The organism is Nostoc sp. CENA543 (genome assembly GCF_002896875.1).
Classification (GTDB): domain Bacteria; phylum Cyanobacteriota; class Cyanobacteriia; order Cyanobacteriales; family Nostocaceae; genus Trichormus.
Map to the genome: position 1 here is coordinate 2085453 of NZ_CP023278.1, position 16619 is coordinate 2102071.

Below are 16619 nucleotides of genomic sequence, written 5' to 3' on the forward strand. Positions count from 1 at the left end.
CTCTAGTCCCTACCTACCTCCAGTGTAGGGATTTTACTTTATGGGTTGATTTTTTCTCCCGATATAGTTGTCAGACGACATCGGGAGATAATCAATAAGAACTTCCCTAAAACGGAATATCATCTGGATCTGGTTCTTCCGCAGGTTGATAGCTGCTGGGTTTAGTGGTGGGTTCGTAGGTGTTCACCTGGGGAGAGACATTGACAGGAGTGGCTACTGGGGTAGGGGTGGGACGTGGCGGTTCGTAACTGGGAACGTTGACTGGTGGGGGTGGTAGTGTTTCTGTAGCTGCTGGTGTTCTCGCTGGTGCTGGTGATGTGATGAAACTACCGCTTCCTACGGATTGAATTTGCTGTACAGTTAATTCAGCGCGTTTTTCTTTGAAACCTTCTTGACGTTCGACGGTGTGCATTCCTAAACGTCCTGCGATGATGACGCGATCGCCTTGATGATAATTTTGCTGAATCTCTGTAGCTAAATTTCCCCATCCCACAACTTTTAAGGTTGCTGGTGGATCTTCTGGCTTTTGCGAATTGGGAAACTGCACCAACATTTCGGTGACAGCTAAGTTATCTGATGTATAACGTAATTGCGGTTCTTGAATAATTTCCGCCAACAACACACAGCTATTCATTGCATCCTCCTGACTTCATAATTCATAACGTATGCGTAAATTATGAATTAATTTAGAAATTGTCTATTGTGCTTCATTCCTAGCATAAAAGCCAAGCGATGGCGTTGCCTAGCAGTTGTCACACCACAGGACACTTTCGCTTGACTAGAACGAGCATTGATCTTGCATGAGTAGTATAATTGTACCATTAATTGCCTATTGCCATCGGATTTTACGAAAAGTAGAGTGATTTTTCCCCCTGCTTTTGCATTAGCACTCATCCACATGGACAGGGAACACACCTAAAGCAATTAATCTAGCTGGTAAATCCCGTAAAATCGGCAAGCGTAACCAAGCTGGAGGTTGAAAAGTGCTGTTAGAGGAGAGAATAGGGGCAAATACTCGTTTTTGAATCAAAGTTTGAAATGCTTGAATGATGCGTGTGGGTAATTCGCGTTGTTGCTGCACTTTTGCGAGGTCTTTTAATTCTACATGGTGATTTTGTAGAGGCTTCGTCAACACATTTGCAGCTACCACAGCATCCTGAATGGCGTAGTTAATTCCCACACCGCCAACAGGTGACATAACATGAGCCGCATCACCAATGAGTAACAACCCTGGACGATGCCAGCATTGCACAAGGCTAGACTCCACAGACAAAAAAGCCACCTGTGACCAATCTTGTAAATGCTCAATGCGGTTAGCTAATTCTGGCACAACCTCCACCACAGAAGTTTTTAAAGCCGCTAAACCCTCAGCACGTAGCTGTTGATAACCTCCCTTGGGGATGACATAAGCAAGTTGCCATTCATCGCCACGGTCAAGCATCGCTACAATGTGACCAGAAGCAAAACGTCCCATTCCTCCCTCAGCGTCTTCTGGTTGACGGGGTAAGCGAAACCACAGCACATCCATCGGTGGTGAAGTTTCGACGGCTGTGAAATTACCTAACTGTCGTAACTTAGAATGACGACCATCTGCACCCACCGTCAGCATAGCGCGGATTTCATGCCAACCACCGCCACCCCGATAGCGTACACCCCGAATTACACCATCCTCTACAATCAGTTCTTGAACATTTGCCCCCATAACTAATTGAAAAGTGGGATATTGTTGTGCTTCCTGGGTGATGAATTCCAGAAATTTCACTTGAGGCAACATTGTAATGTAGGGATAGCGGGTTTTCAGGTGACTAAAATCAGCCAGAGTAGTAGTAGTTTCCGGCGTTTGAATCTTGATTTGGCGCATTTTAGCATGGGGTAATTGCAACAAGCGATCGCTCAACCCCAACTCCTCCATAATTTCCATCACCGATGGGTGAATCGTATCCCCCCGAAAATCCCTGTCAAAATCCTTGTGTGCTTCCAGTAGCATCACCTTCACACCCCGACGCGCCAGCAAAAAAGCCAACACCGCACCAGCCGGGCCACCGCCAACAATGCAACAATCTGTAGTTTGTACGTCTACAATGTCATGGATAGCCATAGGATTAGAGGGACTGGGGATTGGGGATTGGGGACTGGGAAAAGTTTTTTGTAACTTAGAATTACCTTACTGTTATGCTAACTCTTGACTAATGACCATTGACCATTGGCTAATGACTAATGACTAATGACTAATGACTAATGACCATTGACTAATGACTATTGACTATTGACCATTGACTAATCACTAAACCCGTGGCGCAAGTTGTTATAGAAAACGTATATAAAAGTTTCCCTCCCCGTCGAGGGGAAAATGTGGCTTCAGTCAGCACATCTGGTCAAAAAACAGATAAAACACCAGAACAAGCCGGAAATATCAATGTCTTACGTCGGATTAACCTCACCATCGCCGACGGGGAATTTATGGTGTTGGTGGGGCCTTCTGGTTGTGGGAAAAGTACCCTACTGCGGTTAATTGCTGGCTTAGAGACGATGACAGGGGGGAATATTTGGGTAGGCGATCGCCTGATCAATGACTTACCTCCCAAGGAACGCGACATTGCAATGGTATTTCAAAATTACGCCCTTTACCCCCATCTAACGGTGTACGATAACATCGCCTTTGGGTTGCGTCGGCGTACATTAGAAAATGCAGACAATCAGCAAAACCCAATTCCGCAGTTACTGGAAAATACGCTGGTAGGTGTGACAAGAAAGTTACCTAAAGGACTACGCTATATTTCCGATAAAGAAAGACAAGTAGACCAACGGGTAAGAGGTGTAGCGGAATTATTGCAAATTGAAACCTTGTTAAATCGCTTACCTAAACAACTCTCAGGAGGACAAAGACAAAGGGTAGCATTAGGAAGGGCGATCGCGCGCAATCCTCAAGTATTCTTAATGGATGAGCCGCTTTCTAACCTAGATGCGAAACTCCGCGCCGAAACTCGCGCCCAAATCGTTAAACTCCAACGCCAGTTAGAAACAACCACAATCTACGTCACCCATGATCAAACCGAAGCGATGACAATGGGCGATCGCATCGCCATCATGAATCAAGGTCAAATTCAGCAAGTCGCCTCCCCAATAGAACTTTATAACAACCCAATTAATCGCTTCGTTGCAGAATTCATCGGTACACCACCCATGAATTTTATCCCTGTAGAATTTCACGCCCCTCTGTTAATCACCCATGCACAATTCCGTCTCACCCTCCCAGAAATTTGGGCTAGTCCATTGCAAAGATACGACGGACAAACCCTCATCTTAGGTATCCGTCCCGAACATTTAAACGTCGGCTTACCTGCCACGAAAAACTTACAAGTGCAAGTAGACTTAGTAGAAAACCTCGGTAATGATGCCTTCATTACCGCCAAATTAGTTGATCAGCAACCTCAATTTGCCCACCTGATTCATCCCTTGCAAGTACGCGTTCCACCCGAACGCCTCATTAGCGTAGGTGAAGAACTCTGGTTATCCCTCACACCCGATAAAATTCACTTTTTTGACCCTGATACTGAGTTAGCGATTGGCAGGTAGGGGTGTAGGGGAAGTAGGGGAGACAAGGTAGAAGTAATGAGTAATGAGTAATGAGTAATGAGTAATGAGTGCTGAGTGCTGTTAGCGGTAGCGCGGCGTTTAGCCGGTGCTGAGTAATGAGTAGTGACTATTGACTATTGACTATTGACTGTTGACTAATGACTAATGACTAATGACTAATGACTAATGACTATTGCCTAATTCACCAAAACCTCTTCCCTCATCATGACTCTGTGAGGTTCATAGTTGGTTACTAATTCGCGGTAGACAGCCAAGGTTTCCGCGTGAACTCTCGCTGCATGGAATCTTTCTAGGTTTTGTGAGGCGCGGCTTTTCCATTTGTAGAGTTGGGCGGGATCTCTGAGTAATCGTCCTAAAGCGTCTGCTAATGTCTGACTATCTTTTGCTGGGACTAACAAGCCTGCTTGTCCATAATCTAAGGTTTCTGGAATTCCATCTACATTGCTAGCAATAATTGCACAACCCGCTTCTCGCGCTTCTGTTAATACCAAACCAAAGGATTCGCAATGGGAAGCGAGAACGAAAATATCGCTTGCTAACATATACCTTTGGGGTTCTGGCTGGAAACCTTCAAAATGAATGCGGTGTTTGACATTGGTATTTTGTGCCATTGTCTCAAACAAGACGCGATCGGGGCCATCTCCCACTAAATATAAATGTGCTTGGGGAAATTCGGCTGCAATTTTTGTAAAGGCGGCGATTAACTCAGCAATACCTTTACGGGAATACATCCCCGCAACGGTAGTAATAGCTGGACTATGCAAAGGTAGTGGTTGATAATCTGTCAATTTGCGATGACGAGGGCTACCTAAAGTCCCATTAGCCACAATTCTTAATTTCTGTTGGGGAATACCACGCCGCACCATTGCAGATGCTACTGCTTGGCTGACTGCAATAACTTTATCTGCCAATCCCATCAGGATTGCACTACGTTGAAATTCGTTGTGTACTGTCGAAACTAAACTGTAATTGCTGGTATTTTTCCAAAATCCTGCTAATACTACACCCGTCATCATGTGGGCGTGAACGATATCGGGTTGAAAATCTTGGATAATCTCCCGCAACCGCCAAGCCGCTTTCATGATCTTTAGTGGTTTGCGAGATTGATCTAGGTGAAAATGTTTAGCACGATAACTTGCTAGTAGTGTTTCGTATTCTCCTCCAGCCGAAGCCACAGCTACTTCATCACCATTTTGGGCTTGCAAACAAGCGAGGTCTACAGCTACATTAACAATGCCATTACCAATTTTTTGAACGTGGTTAGTAATATGTAATATTCTCATTTAATTGATTCTCTAAATAATATTTAATGGTGTTTTTAGATTCATAATTAAAGACATGAGATGTAGCAAGAATTTTCTGAGTTACACCTATCACCTGATTTTAGTGAATTTTTGTTAATCCAAAATCCAAAATCTAAAATCCAAAATTGCTAGATGCAGCCCTAATAATTTCATATATCTAGAGAATTTCTTCTAAAACTGAGTCTTGAAGAAAATCTCATAAGAAGTTAAAAATTGCTTAACAAAGCCTTGTGGTAAACTTTGCAGTTGTGAGGAGTAAGCAGCGATCGCTTGTTGTTTTTTTTCTTGAACAGCAGTAATGGAAAACCTGTAAGCCGCCGCTAAGTCAGATAATTTTAACATTAAAAATAAAGGCGATCGCCAGAATAGCCAAATCGGATACTGTAACAAATCTGGATGAATTTTAGCTGACTGAATAGCCGATTTAACTAGAGTAAATGTTGCTTCATGATCTCGATGGCAATCTTTACGATGAGGCACATAAACTTCTTCCGGTTGATACAATTTTAACAATTCAGCTACCTGTGCGATCGTCTGTTGTTTTTCTGGCTCATTTAAATTTTGTAAATATCCGTCTGGTTTAGATAAAAAGTGAATATCTGAGGTTTGAACGCCTAAAATTTGTAGTGCTGTTACTGCTTCTTGTCTACGAGTAGCAATAATTTGATTTTTTAAGTCTAGATTACAACCACCCGCCGCGTCTCCATTGGTTAAAAATACAACTACAACCTTGATTCCCTGGGCTGTTTTATGAGCAATCATCCCTCCACAGCCGAAGGTTTCATCATCTTGGTGCGGAGAAAAAACCATTGCTGATTTATGACTAAAATCTTTTGGTTGACTACCATCAGATAACAACCATCTCCAGATAAAATGAGAATGTAAATATTGGAGATTTTCTAGCCATTGTGCGGGAATTATTTTCTGGATTTTTTGCAAATAAACTTTCATGTTATGCACTAGCCTTATCCCAGTCAAGAAGCAAGATAAAATTTTTCATATCTATAATTAATTACACATCTGGTCAATTACTTATAGACACCAGAGAAATCATATATCAACAACTGCAAAATACAATAAAGATTTGATGTGATAAATATTTGTTTTTATTGTTTCTTTTAATAAGGTACTAAAGTCATGATGTATGACATACTATAACCCTAATAAAATAGGTATAATTATAGTGTGCCAACCCTGACATATATCAAGAACTAATTGTTTTTACAAATGATTTATTTTTTATAAAATTGTTATCACAAACACATATTTTTTGAGAATTTATCATATTTTTCAGAATATCTAAAAGTATGAATATTTACTTCAGTCTTATTGTTTTAGTAGCTTTGGTAAAAAGATTGCATCATTTGTAACAAAAACTGGGTTAACTATTTTAGTCAGCAAATATTCTGTAGCTTTTAGCAATTATCAATCAAAAATTCTCTAAAAAATCTTCATCTAGTCAGACGTAAAGCTTACTGATGATGATGAAAAATGACTGAATATAAATACTAAACAGTATTAATGTACTGTTTTATATAAAAATTTCATTAGTCTTTGTATAAAAGTCAACCTATGTATTAAATTTAAGCGTGGAGAATCATTGTGGGAGAACAACAAGAAAATATTTGTGCGAGTTCTGCGTCTATTCTTACCATTGGAACAGGCTGGTTTCCGCAAAGTCCAGGGGGCTTAGAAAGATATGTTTATGATTTAATTCATACATTTGTCGCTCATCAAGACCAAGTAGAATTATGTGGACTTGGTTTACCAGATATTCAATTAAATACATCAATTAAGTTAACTAACTTAGCCTCACCAAATAGTCCAATTTGGCAGAGATTTTGGTCAATTCGCCGTAACTTCCAGAAAACTAGAGTCAGTAAACCGGATGCAATTAATTTACATTTTGCCCTATATAGTTTTCCGGTGTTAGACATTTTACCCAAGGGAGTACCGATTACATTTAACTTTCATGGCCCTTGGGCGTTAGAAAGTCAACAAGAGATTAAAAGTAATCCATTGGGTATTTTAATTAAGCGTCGCTTGATTGAACAAACTACTTATAGTCGTTGCGATCGCTTTGTGGTTTTGAGTAAAGCTTTTGGTAATATTTTACACCAAAAATATCAAATTCCTTGGAGCAGAATTCATGTGATTCCTGGGGGTGTCAATATTCACCGCTTCCAGCCCGACTCACCCCAAATAGCGCGTCAACAACTAGGCTGGCCGCAAAATCGCCCGATTTTGTTCACATCGCGGCGTTTAGTCCAGCGTATGGGACTAGATAAACTCCTAGCAGCCATAGCTACCATTAAACCCAAAATACCAGATGTGTGGTTAGCGATCGCCGGTCGTGGTCATTTACAAGCCACTTTAGAACAACAAATCCAAGAACTAGGGTTAGAAAATAACGTTAAATTATTAGGATTTCTCCCCGATGAACAATTACCGTTAGCTTATCAAGCTGCTAACTTAACTGTAATGCCTAGCCAATCTTTTGAAGGCTTTGGTTTAGCTATTGTCGAATCTTTAGCTTGTGGTACACCAGTTTTGTGTACACCAATTGGGGGAATGCCAGAAATTTTACAACCATTTTCACCCCAATTAATTACTAATTCTCCTGAAACTTCAGCCATTGCAGAGAAGTTAGAACAAATATTACTAGAACAACTACCCATCCCTTCCCCATCAGACTGCCGTCAATATATTATCAATAACTTTGATTGGCAAAAAGTCGGTCAACAAGTCAGAGAAGTAATCTTAGCTTAAAAATTTCATCATATGAAAATATTATTTTTAGACCAAAGTGGTAAACCAGGCGGTGCAGAACTCTGTTTAATTGATATCGCCAAACCTTATCGAGACTGCGCTTTAGTCGGTTTATTTGCAGATGGTGATTTTAGAAAATTATTAGTACAAAATCACATCCCTGTAGAAGTTTTAACCAATCAATCGATTGCAGTTCGTAAACAAAGCAATTTACTCCAAGCCTTCGCCAGTGTCGGACAACTTGCCCCATTAATCACCAAGGTAGTTAAAATAGCCTATCAATATGATTTAATCTACGCCAACACCCAAAAAGCATTAGTTGTAGGTGCGATCGCCAGTATAATTACTCGTCGTCCCTTGGTGTATCATTTACACGATATTCTTTCTTCAGAACACTTTAGCCAAACCAATCTCCGCATCGCTATTAACTTAGCAAATCATTGTGCGTCCTTAGTAATAGCTAATTCCCAAGCCAGTCGAACAGCCTTTATCCAAGCAGGCGGTAAACCAGAAATCACCGAAGTTGTATATAACGGTTTTGAACCTCAAAATTATCACACTAGTAATGATGAAATTCAAAAAATCCGCCAGCAATTAGGGCTAGAAAATAAATTTGTCGTTGGGCATTTTAGCAGACTTTCACCGTGGAAGGGTCAACATATCCTCATTGCAGCCCTAGCCCAATTACCTCCACAAGTCACGGTCATTTTAGTAGGTGATGCTCTATTTGGTGAACAAGATTATGTAGCACAATTACATCAACAAATTGCCCAATTAGGATTAGAAAACAGGGTAAAATTTCTAGGGTTCCGTGCTGATATTCCCCAACTAATGGCAGCTTGTAATTTAGTTACCCACACCTCCACTGCTCCCGAACCCTTTGGTAGAGTCATAGTAGAAGCCATGCTGTGTGGAACACCTGTAATAGCAGCCAAAGCAGGCGGTGCAGTGGAATTAGTAGAACAGGGAGTGAACGGTTTTTTAGTAACCCCAGGAGAACCCCAAGCCCTAGCACAAGTAATTAATACCTGCATTCAAGAAACAGAAATAACTGCAAAAATCGCTACTCAAGCACGGGATATTGCCAGTCAGCGTTTTCATGTCACCAATGTTAATCAGCAAATAGCACAGTTAATATCTCATCTCCAAGGGAACAGGGAATAGAGAGGGGTTGTCCGAATATTAGGGAACACCAAAAAATAAACTATCCCAAATAAACAGCTTAGTAGGGTGCGTCAGTATGAATAACCTCTTGGTATAGTTAGGGTTTTCTCGCACTGACGCACCCTTGTATATTTAAGAGAAGTCAACCCCATCTCCCATTTCCGGTTCCTCGTTTTTACCCGTACATTGACTCTTGAGTAACTTTGTTGCTGCTTCACTATCTAAAGGCTGCGAGTAAAAGTATCCCTGACCATATTCACAACCCAATAATTGCAGTTGATCTTGTTGTGTGATTGTCTCCACACCTTCAGCAATGACATTCATACCTAATGTGTGGCTTAACATGATAATTGTCCGCACAATGGCTGCATCTTCATTAGTTTCACCCATGCGGCTGACAAAGGATCGGTCTATTTTTAAGGTGTTAACTGGAAACCTGTGTAAATAACTTAAAGAAGAATATCCAGTACCAAAATCATCAATGCTGAGACGAATATTTAAAGTCCTCAATTGCAGCATAATCGTGATGGCAGTTTCTACATTTTTCATCGCCACACTTTCTGTAATTTCTAATTTTAAACTTGTACCATCCAATCCAGTTTTTTGCAGAACTTTTTGAATATACTCCACTAAATCTGGTTGGGATAACTGCTGTCCCGAAATATTCACACTCATCATCAGTGGTGGCTCTTGAGGAAATTGAGATTGCCAACTAGATAACTGTGAACAAGCAGCTTCTAAAATCCACTGTCCTAAAGGAATAATTAAACCTGTTTCCTCAGCAATGGGAATAAATTCTACTGGGGAAATAAATCCATTTTGCGGATGCTTCCATCTTAAAAGAGCCTCAAAACCAACAATTTGATGATTTTCTAAGGAGACAATGGGTTGATAATAAAGAAAAAATTCCTGCTGTAAAATAGCGCGGCGCAAGTCTGTCTCTAACTGAAAACGTCTCACAACTTGGGTGTGCATTCCCACCGCAAATACTTCATGACGCGCCTTACCTAAGTCTTTAGCTAAATACATAGCTGTGTGAGCATCCCGCAACATATCTTCGGGTTGATGCTCAAGTTGAATTTGATTAAAAGCAATACCGATACTGATGCTAGTAAATATCTCCTGCCCATTAATTTTAAAGGGAGAAGTCATCTGTTTTTGTAACTGGTCTGCAATGCTATTAGCAAAACTCGTTTCAGAAATGTTTTCCAACAAAATAGCAAACTCATCTCCCCCTACCCTGGCGATAATGCCTTTACAGCCTATACAGCTAGATAATCTTTGGCTGAAGTTGATTAAAAATTGATCACCAACATAATGAGTTAAACTTTCATTGATCACTTTGAAACGGTCAATATCTAGAAACAGTAAAGCAAAACAGTTATTTCTGCCTAGTTTCGACCTGTTGATGGCCGCTTGTAAATACTTGAGAAATAGCGATCGATTAGGTAGCCTAGTCAAACTGTCATACAATGCAATCTGCCATTGTTTATATGCCATCACACAGACTGCTGTGGTGAGGAAGGTTAAGGCAGGAGGTAATAAAGGTATCCATCCATACTGTGTAAATATACTTAAACAAATGCCACATAACACTGTTAGGGAAAATATTCCAGCTATTCCTAACGCCAGTGGATGTTGCAGCCGCCAAACTAAGATACCTCCAATTAATGCCCACACCCACATCCATAAAATTTCAGCCCATTCAGGCCAAAACCAAAACAAGGGGCGATCATCAACAATTGTACTGAGAATTTGACTCACCAGTTGAGTGTGTAATGTTACTCCTGAAACACCAGGGCTTGTTGATTTAGTTGCACTGTAGGGAGTAAAAAACAAGTCTTTTAAACTTGGGGCTACTGTCCCAATCAATACCACTTTGTTTTTCACCAAATTGGGGTCAAATTTATCCTGTAGGATGTCATTCAGTGATATCTTTTGTGCTACATTCTCGGCGGAACGGTAGGCAATCAGGACTTGATAGCCGGTACTGTCAACATTATGGTAACTACCTGCATCAGAAGATATGGCAGGAAATCTGGTTTTTCCCAGATATAAAGCATCTGGAGTGACTTTGAGAGTAACACCCCGATTTGCTAAATATTTCAAGCTTAAGCGGAGAGCAAAAGAGTAAAATTTTTCTTCCCCATCGTAAGCGTAGATAAAATTGCGGCGTACTACCCCATCAGGGTCAACTACAAAATCGTTAAACCCAATTTGCTCTGGAGGTAAACCTGAAATGGGTGCAACTCCTTGGGTTTTTGCATCTCCAAGGTTAGTAATGGTGACTACATTGGGCTTTTGCAGTTCTTTTAGCAGCATTTCCCGTCCTGGTGGGTGGGGAATATTGCGATAAATATCTAAGCCAATAACCTTGGCTTGAGCTTTCTGTAACTTTTGTAAAACTTGGGCAAGGGTAAGATCAGACAATGGCCATTGTTGCTGTTGTTGGAGGTCATCTTCAGTAATTCCTACAATTAACAGTCGCGGATCAGGCCCCGCATCTGCTTGCAAACGTACTAGATGATCAAAAGCCGCTAGTTCTAATATTTGTAATCCACCCAGTTGTCTGATGCCCAACAACAGCCCTGTCATCATCATACTGGCTAAGATTACAGTCTGCTTGATACTCAAAGTTGGATATGGCCGTTTGAGATAAGTTAATACTGATGCTAGCGAATGAAGCTTTTTGAAGGATTGAATAATCACAAAAAGTATTACTGAATGAGGTAATTTCTATCTGAAACATCGATGACATCAAAAACTGCCCAACATTTGCAAGTAGGATTACACTTTTAGTTTAAATGCCCAACAAAGTGATTATTAGTAAAATCCTGAGTCAGCATGAACTTTTTACTGAGCCATCACAATTGAATGCTCAGTATCCAGTATTTTTGACTATACCAAACACGACTTTCTCTAGCACTATAGAACTAATGTACTCATCCAGAGAACATCTGTATTAGAAAAGCGAAGATTTAAAATTACTTGATATACTTAATACCATTTTGGATTTTAGATTTTGCGGAAAGTTCTGTAGGTGGGTTTCCCGGCTTAAGAAACTTGTCAAGGCGGATTTTGGATTGTGGAACGCTTTACTGGTAAGCTTTTGGGCAATCCATTTATCGCAATAATTTGTCAAATTGGTATAAGCTTTAAGCATAATTTTCGGGATGTGAATTTCGCCTAGCATTGGCGTATTCACAATGGAATAACCTCCCGCCTCTGTCTACGACACGCTACACTAACGGTTGACACTCCTGTATCGCTAACGCTACGCTAACACCACTTGTTTTAGACTTATCTCACCGCAGAAGATATTTCATTGAGATTCGCATCTACAATACCTTCTTGGGCAATTACTTCTAACTTAAGTGCTTGTAACACCTGTAACCATTTAGCAGTTAGCTGGGGGTCACGGGGGTTTTGGTGATGTAAGGTTGCTAATTTTACAAGTGCATCTTGCCAAATACCTAAATTAGCATAGATACTAACTTGTTCTGTAGATGTTGCAGATTCTAACTGTTGAGCAATGTTTGGTTCTAATTTTACTCTGCTAATCCAACCGTCTACGGAAATGTCATTTTCTCTTTTATCTGGATTGCAAATCATGGAAAAGAACCAACGATATTTTTTACCAACAGCAAGTTGCGGTAGAGAATTCTGATCAAGCAGGCTGATACTCACAATACCTGGATATTTGTTAGGGGCGAAATTTTTCTCATAGATTATATTTTCTTGTTCGTCTTGTAAAACAAACTCCAAGGTTTTGGGTGTAGTGGAAGGTGGTAAATATATAAATAAATTCGGTTTTGGTGATGTTGTCAGTAGTAAATTGCTTTCTGGGATTAATGCAATCAGCTTTTTATCGCCAAACGAACATTCTCCACGCGTTCCCCCTCCGACTCTGCGTCCAGGTAAACCTTCTCGCCCTTTAGAAGATTGTGCCATTACCTGTTGTGGATAACTATTAGCAGATATGACAAGGAACATTAAAGAAAGAATCGTGAATATTTTTTTTAACTGAGTCTTCTTGCTGAACATATGCCTAGCCTGATTCATTGTATATGAGATAAGCTGACGAGCATTTAAGTTTCATAAAACCAAGCTGAACCCCTTACTAAAAGTGACTCATCCTGGAAAAATGAGTAATGATAAGGTTTGTTTAATTAAATGACAGATACTGATTGTAATCCAGTATAAAATAGAGCATTTTTTTTGAGACAATAGAAGTATACGCCAGTTTGATTAATACATACATAGTTGAGAGCAGCAATAATTTACTGAGTTTTTAATTATACTAAATTTCTTGATTTGTGATTATGAATTAAATTTAGTATTAAGTGGATTTTGCGCGTCAATTTTATACTAAACATAGTTAATGAAATAGGGTATTTATCGGTACTCTTTTTAATAGTATTTTAAAGATTGAACTTATGCTATAGATCTTCTGGATTATTCTTCCCTATTGATTCTCACGACTAACAGAGAGCAAAGTTAGAGAACCTAGCGTTAGTAAAAAAAAGAAAGATGAGATTGTAAATAGTTACTATAGAAATTTTGGTTATAACCATAGGCAATTTACGTATAAATACATATTTATTGATGCGATACTCTTGTGAAAGATGCTGTTAACATTTTTTTTAGCCGGCTAAATATCATTGGTATTACTAGGCGAAGATCGTCGATTTACCAGATGAGAATATTTTGTTGGCTTAGATTCTCAGTAGTTTTACTATAGGAATCCGACTTCATTATTGAAATTACTTACGTAGGTAAGTAACTCTTCACGGGGAACAGAGGTGTACCTAGCTTTGCAGGAATCAAATATGATTTCTATATTGTCTTGAGTTCCTTTTGACGGATTTTGATGCGTCCACAAAAGTATCGGATACCAAATTGGGATAAATATAGGAATCTTATTTGATAAGGGAAATGTACAAAGTTTTGTTCAAAAATACAATAAGAATCCTATAGTCTTGTTTCTAACTGTGGGAATAGTTTATGAATCAGGGGTTTGCATCCAAAATTCAAAATCCAAAATCCAAAATAGGGATGAAATATTTCTCTTGTAAGCATAAATACTCTATTGGGGACTACCGTCGATTTTGTGTTTTTATCCTTTGGACTTTGTTAGGAATAGTGTTAGCAGTTGTGTTAGGGTTAGGAATTTTGCCTGTTTCTTTACCCAAGTCTTTATCGTTGGCGATCGCCCATGCTCAGGTAGTGAGTGAGACTGCACAACAGGAGCAACAAGGGAGAGTTTACTATGAAACAGAAAATTTTGCTCAAGCTATTCAAGTTTGGCAACAGGTGCTTGATGTGTATCAATCGCGCCAAGATAGATTAAATCAGGCTAGGGTGTTGAGCAACCTTGCATTGGCGTATCAAAAACTGGGACAATGGCCACAAGCAACTCAAGCAATTTCACAAAGTTTGCAATTAGCTTCAGCACGACAGGGTAAGTATTCGGTAGCAGAGTTAAAAGTCTTGGCGCAGGCTTTAAATACACAAGGCAGTCTACAGTTAGCTAGGGGAGATACACAAGCAGCACTCACCACCTGGGAAAAAGCCCACACTACATATACTCAAGCCCAAGATGAACGGGGAGTGATTCGGACTCTGTTGAATCAAGCTCAAGCTTTGAAGGTTTTAGGACTACACCGTCAAGCCTTGTCAAGACTCAATCAAGCTCATGAAATCCTGCAAAAACAGCCGGAATCGTTAATTAAAGCGGTTGCATTACGCAACTTAGGTATTAGCTTGCGGTTGGTGGGGAATGTAGTCCAAGCCAAGCAAGTTTTACAACAAAGTTTAGCGATCGCCCAAAAATTACAATCTCCACTAGACATAAGTGCAGCTTTCATCGATTTGGGTAATGTAGCTCGTGTCCAGTCAGATTTACCCGCAGCTTTGCAATTATACACACAGGCGGCGACGATTGCTCCGGCTCAATATCTGCAAGTCCGCGCCCAACTTAACCAGTTAAACGTTGCTATTGACACCAAACAATGGACATTAGCGCAGTCTTTACAGCAATCAATTCCACCAAAATTGACGGCATTACCAAATAGTCGTCATACTATTTACGCCCAGTTAAATTTTGCCCAAAGTCTAGTTCGTCTCCACCAAGCCAATATTCCCGACACGCCAAATTTAGAGAAAATTGCTCAATTAGTCGCCAACACAGTAATTCAGGCGGAAAATTTAGGAGATAGATACGCCCAAGCCTATGCACTTGGTAAACTAGGTAGGCTGTATGAAAAAACACAACAGTGGTCGATAGCCGAAGATTTAACCCAGCAAGCCTTAGCCTTAGCGGAAACCATCAACGCACCAGAACTAGCTTATAGTTGGCAATGGCAATTAGGGAGAATTTTTAGAAAACAAGGAGAGATAACTAAAGCGATCGCAGCTTATACTCAAGCTGTGAACACGCTGAAATCCATCAGAAATGACTTAGTTGCAGTTGATCCAGATATTCAGTTTTCCTTTCAAGAAAGTGTCGAACCTGTTTATCGAGGACTAGTGAGTTTGTTGCTACAACCCAGCCAACAATCTAACCCAGAAGCTTTAAATCAAGCCCGTCAACTGATGGAGTCCTTGCAAGTAGCAGAATTAGAAGATTTCTTTCGGGAAGCTTGTTTGGATATCAAACCCACACTGATCGATAAATTTGATACGCAAGCGGCAATTGTTTATCCGATTATTCTAGCTGACCGATTAGAAATCATTTTGAGTTTGCCACAAAAATCGCTACAGCACTATAGCATTCCTGTGCCACAAACCGAACTAGAAACCACAGTAGAAAAACTGCGACAAATGCTAGTCATTCGTAGTAGAAAATCGTTTCTGCCATTGTCCAGAAAACTCTACGATTGGTTGATTCGTCCGGTGGAAAATGACCTAGTGAACAGTCAAACCAAAACACTAGTATTTGTTTTAGATGGTGTGTTGCGGAATATTCCCATGAATAGCCTCAATGATGGACAGAAATACTTATTAGAAAAATATGCGATCGCCTTAACACCAGGATTACAATTACTACCTTCTCTACCACTACAACAGGAAAAAGTGCAGGTACTGGGCGCAGGCTTAACTGAAGCTAGACAAGGTTTTTCCGCCCTAGATTATGTTGCCCAAGAGATGAAAATGATTAAATCAGAAGTCTCTAGTCAAGTGCTACTCAATCAAGAATTCACCCTCAAAAATCTGCAAAATAAACTTCAAGACAACTTTTTCCCGATAGTTCATATCGCCACACATGGCAAATTTAGTTCCAGAGCCATAGACACATTTGTTTTAGCTTGGAATGAAAAAATCAAAATTGATGATTTAGATAATCTCTTACAAGCACCAGGGAAAAAAACACAAAAAGCCGTAGAACTTTTAGTATTGAGTGCGTGTGAAACCGCCACAGGAGATAAGCGGGCTGCTTTAGGATTGGCGGGAATTGCTGTGAGAACCGGAGTGAGGAGTACATTAGCCACATTATGGTCTGTAAATGATGAAGCCACCGCCGATTTAATGGGTTTATTTTATAAAGAATTAACTAACACCAAGCAATCTAAAGCTGAGGCTTTACGTCAAGCTCAATTAGCTCTTTTAAAAAATCCCAAATATGAGCATCCGGTCTATTGGTCGCCCTATATTTTAGTAGGTAATTGGCTATAATAACGCGATGTGCAACTTATTTGTGAAACCCCTCTCCCCTGCAAGGAGAAGCCACTGCATTGCGCGGGTTTCCCGCATTGTAGAAAGTGGCGTTAGAGGCTTTAAATCTTG

The 16619-nt window shown here is 40.1% G+C and carries 10 protein-coding genes; 4 read left to right on the forward strand and 6 right to left on the reverse strand.

Going from position 1 to position 16619, the window contains the following annotated elements; all coding sequences use genetic code 11:
- Window positions 1–106 precede the first annotated feature (106 nt).
- Together CLI64_RS08695 and CLI64_RS08705 are read right to left on the reverse strand one after the other, a co-directional pair.
- Window positions 107–634: a single-stranded DNA-binding protein gene (locus CLI64_RS08695; protein ID WP_103136846.1), complete on the reverse strand. Its 528-nt coding sequence runs from the start codon at window positions 632–634 to the stop codon at window positions 107–109.
- Between the two features lie 249 nt (window positions 635–883).
- The gene (locus tag CLI64_RS08705; RefSeq protein ID WP_103136848.1) at window positions 884–2098 is read right to left on the reverse strand and encodes an FAD-dependent oxidoreductase; all 1215 of its coding nucleotides are present in this window, start codon (window positions 2096–2098) and stop codon (window positions 884–886) included.
- A gap of 194 nt (window positions 2099–2292) precedes the next feature.
- Between CLI64_RS08705 and CLI64_RS08710 the strand changes: the two genes are divergently transcribed.
- Window positions 2293–3576: an ABC transporter ATP-binding protein gene (locus tag CLI64_RS08710; RefSeq protein ID WP_103136849.1), complete on the forward strand. Its 1284-nt coding sequence runs from the start codon at window positions 2293–2295 to the stop codon at window positions 3574–3576.
- A gap of 197 nt (window positions 3577–3773) precedes the next feature.
- Here the strand turns inward: CLI64_RS08710 and CLI64_RS08715 are convergent, their stop codons facing one another.
- Window positions 3774–4880, reverse strand: coding sequence for a glycosyltransferase family 4 protein (locus CLI64_RS08715; protein WP_103136850.1), 1107 nt, complete (start codon window positions 4878–4880; stop codon window positions 3774–3776).
- Between the two features lie 192 nt (window positions 4881–5072).
- Window positions 5073–5852 carry a PIG-L deacetylase family protein gene (locus CLI64_RS08720; protein ID WP_103136851.1) on the reverse strand — a complete coding sequence of 260 codons (780 nt, stop codon included), beginning with the start codon at window positions 5850–5852 and terminating at the stop codon, window positions 5073–5075.
- Window positions 5853–6503: 651 nt separating this feature from the next.
- On the opposite strand from CLI64_RS08720, the gene CLI64_RS08725 reads away from it, so the two are divergent.
- Together CLI64_RS08725 and CLI64_RS08730 are read left to right on the forward strand one after the other, a co-directional pair.
- Complete coding sequence (locus tag CLI64_RS08725) at window positions 6504–7670, forward strand: glycosyltransferase family 4 protein (protein ID WP_103136852.1); 1167 nt, start codon at window positions 6504–6506, stop codon at window positions 7668–7670.
- Window positions 7671–7682: 12 nt separating this feature from the next.
- Complete coding sequence (locus tag CLI64_RS08730) at window positions 7683–8834, forward strand: glycosyltransferase (protein WP_103136853.1); 1152 nt, start codon at window positions 7683–7685, stop codon at window positions 8832–8834.
- 132 nt (window positions 8835–8966) lie between these two features.
- Here the strand turns inward: CLI64_RS08730 and CLI64_RS08735 are convergent, their stop codons facing one another.
- Both CLI64_RS08735 and CLI64_RS08740 read right to left on the reverse strand, forming a co-directional pair.
- Window positions 8967–11468, reverse strand: coding sequence for an EAL domain-containing protein (locus CLI64_RS08735; RefSeq protein WP_225977540.1), 2502 nt, complete (start codon window positions 11466–11468; stop codon window positions 8967–8969).
- 666 nt (window positions 11469–12134) lie between these two features.
- Entirely contained in the window at window positions 12135–12785 is a 651-nt protein-coding gene (locus CLI64_RS08740) for a DUF928 domain-containing protein (RefSeq protein WP_157943225.1), read from the reverse strand.
- 1191 nt (window positions 12786–13976) lie between these two features.
- Between CLI64_RS08740 and CLI64_RS08745 the strand changes: the two genes are divergently transcribed.
- Window positions 13977–16508, forward strand: coding sequence for a CHAT domain-containing protein (locus CLI64_RS08745; RefSeq protein WP_225977541.1), 2532 nt, complete (start codon window positions 13977–13979; stop codon window positions 16506–16508).
- Window positions 16509–16619: the final 111 nt, after the last annotated feature.